Below are 2,427 nucleotides of genomic sequence, written 5' to 3'. Positions count from 1 at the left end.
TTCACCCGCGAACACCGGCAAAGCCGGTGCCATCCAGCGCCCTGTCTCGTCCTACGGGCATGATCTTGGCCGAATCGCCAGCACCGAGTGCGGTAGTTTTCAGGAGACCTCATCCGTTGCTGGCGCAGTGCGAGACTCAAGGTCGATTTCCGTTGGCCACTGTACTTTCGGCGCCAGGCAATGCATGTGGCTCAGGCCATCGTCATCGTTCCAGTCGCGGGGTGGGTGCACGAACTTGGGCAGGGCTTCCGGGCCTTGCTGCATGAAGAGCCGGGCGATGGCCCAGTAAGCCTTGCCCTCATGCAGGGTATGAGTGAAGAAGACGCGATCAATGACTTCGTCAGTCTCAGGATTACGGACTGACAGCATGACGTTTTCGATCAGGCCACCATGGCCAGGGGCGTAGATGCGGTAAACCTCGGCGGTGACGTCGTCCCAGTTGTAGGCGACGGGTTGGACACCCCAGCGTTTACGGCTGAAGATGAAGACGCGGTCGAAGCGGTATTGGTAAAAATAGACTTTCCGACGCAAGCGATTAAAGCGAATAGGCTCATCTCTAGGAAGAACAACGTCCAGTTTTATGTAAGGAAACAAAACCCACGCGGCAGCAGGAGGGCTAAGTACCAAGAATGCATTCATTGCCCAATCACCTTGCCAGCCATCTACAATAAAGCTCCGGTACAAAAATAGCGCAATTCCACAGCAGAACAGAAGCGTGACAGTCCCAACCAGAACGCCTATGCCACGCAAATTCACCGTAGCTCTTGGCAGCTCCAAATATGCTTCATCGCAGTAGTTGGGAGGTGGGATTAATTTGTCCACGTCATATTGCAAGGTCGGAGTTTGATCAACATGAGGCAGGTCATAGCTCCAGCCTATTGTTCGAGCCCACAGAATTTTACTGCTGTTTCTCACTCATTCACCTCCCGAATACAACTCTCTAGATGCGCACTCGCTATCTCTCGATCTGGCCAGTGCGCCACGCGTAGTGTCGCTGCGACTATGCTGTGCCTTCCAATGGCTGGCGCAAGCTCTATCACGCCAACATTTTCCATAAGGAAAATACCCGCATTATCTGGGTAGCCATGCAGCTTCGTTTGTAAAGTAAAATCGGGCGTGTAATCAGGGAAGCGTGGTGGTGCATAATCAGAGGTTTTCGCTGCTTCAGATAAAGGTTTTAAAGCTGTAACGTTATATTCCCCTGACGCAATCACTTCCCCGCCGTCAAAATCAGGGAATTCACCATCACCCATGCGGTGGACCGTTAAACTCCAGATGTAGGCGGAGCGCACCTCACTGTATTGAGGTAAAATTATTTGGAACTTTATTTTATGCTCTACAGTCAAGTTTATTAATCCGCCCAATTTAGGTGCGGTTTGATTGCTCGCCAGGGTTGACTCAAAATTCAGCTTTGCATACAGCCCCAAGGTTGCCGCATTTAGCTCAGCAAACGCTATATCTGCCCACTCAGGAGTATCCCAATGTATGCGCGGGCTCTCATTGGCCTTCCCGAAATAGCACCGTTTCACCCAGCGTTCGAAACTGTCAGATTCATTTTTTTCAGCTCGTTTGCTTAATGAATACGCAATGAGCGTCAAGATAATAGCCGCACCTACTGGGCCTATTAAATAAGGTTGTGCGACTGCCAGGGTAAACGCCCCTGCGCCAGCACCATAGAGCAAACCAGCCACGGCATGCTGTCTACTAGCTATAACGTCGCCCGCCGCCGAGGTACGTTTGGTCGCAGAAATCGATTGCGCAACATCGAAAATGCCAGCTACAGCACTTAGCAAAGCTCCAAACCTTATCAGTGAAGCTCCAGTGCCTGCCGCCCATGACGTCTTAATTAAAGCGGTACTGGACCTCATGACTAGCCCAACCAACTCGATCTGACCGCCCAATATCCCCAATTGCGAACCCTGCAACGCCAGCTTGGCCTCATGCGCCTTAGGTCCAATCTCGGCTTCCGTCTTCTCCTGGTTTCTGCTCAGGCTGTCGTATTGCAAGTACAGCCCTCCAATCGCCAGCAGTACTTCCCAGCTTCCCGCCACACCCCGCAAGCCGCGAAACCCGGTTCGCACCAACTGCGCCGCCTGCTGCGAATTGATCTTCATCCTCTGGAACACCTTTCGCGCATTCGGCTCTAGCGTCCCCGCCGCCACCGAGATATCCACCAACGCCCGCTGCGCCAAGCTGCTTGCCTGAGTTACCTTCATGTTGGCTTCCTCAAACAACCGACCATGCACGTCCGCCGCGGTACCCTCGACCCACACCGACACACTGATCATGGTGTTGGTAAACCGCGGATCCAGCACGGCCAGGCTCATCAGCCCGTGCTGGATGATCGGCCGCACCTTGTTCCAGGCCTTGGTTGAATGAATGTCGATGTCATCAATGTTGCGGTGCATCCGGTCCCTGGCCTCGGCA

General features: G+C 53.4%; 1 protein-coding gene and 1 pseudogene. Both read right to left on the bottom strand.

Annotated features, from left to right (window positions below; all coding sequences use genetic code 11):
- Positions 1-99 precede the first annotated feature (99 nt).
- On the bottom strand, positions 100-915 hold the full coding sequence (locus ABI582_RS28565) for a DUF6708 domain-containing protein (RefSeq protein WP_442120974.1): 816 nt from the start codon (positions 913-915) through the stop codon (positions 100-102).
- Positions 912-2,427 (bottom strand): annotated as a pseudogene (locus ABI582_RS28560) (T6SS effector BTH_I2691 family protein); the annotation flags it as partial. The gene ABI582_RS28565 and the pseudogene ABI582_RS28560, both read right to left, overlap by 4 nt.

This window comes from Pseudomonas sp. SAS7 (assembly GCF_052112345.1).
Taxonomy (GTDB): Bacteria; Pseudomonadota; Gammaproteobacteria; order Pseudomonadales; family Pseudomonadaceae; genus Aquipseudomonas; species Aquipseudomonas putida_Q.
Note: the sequence above shows the minus strand (reverse complement) of the source record. Positions and strands in the feature narration are given on the sequence as shown.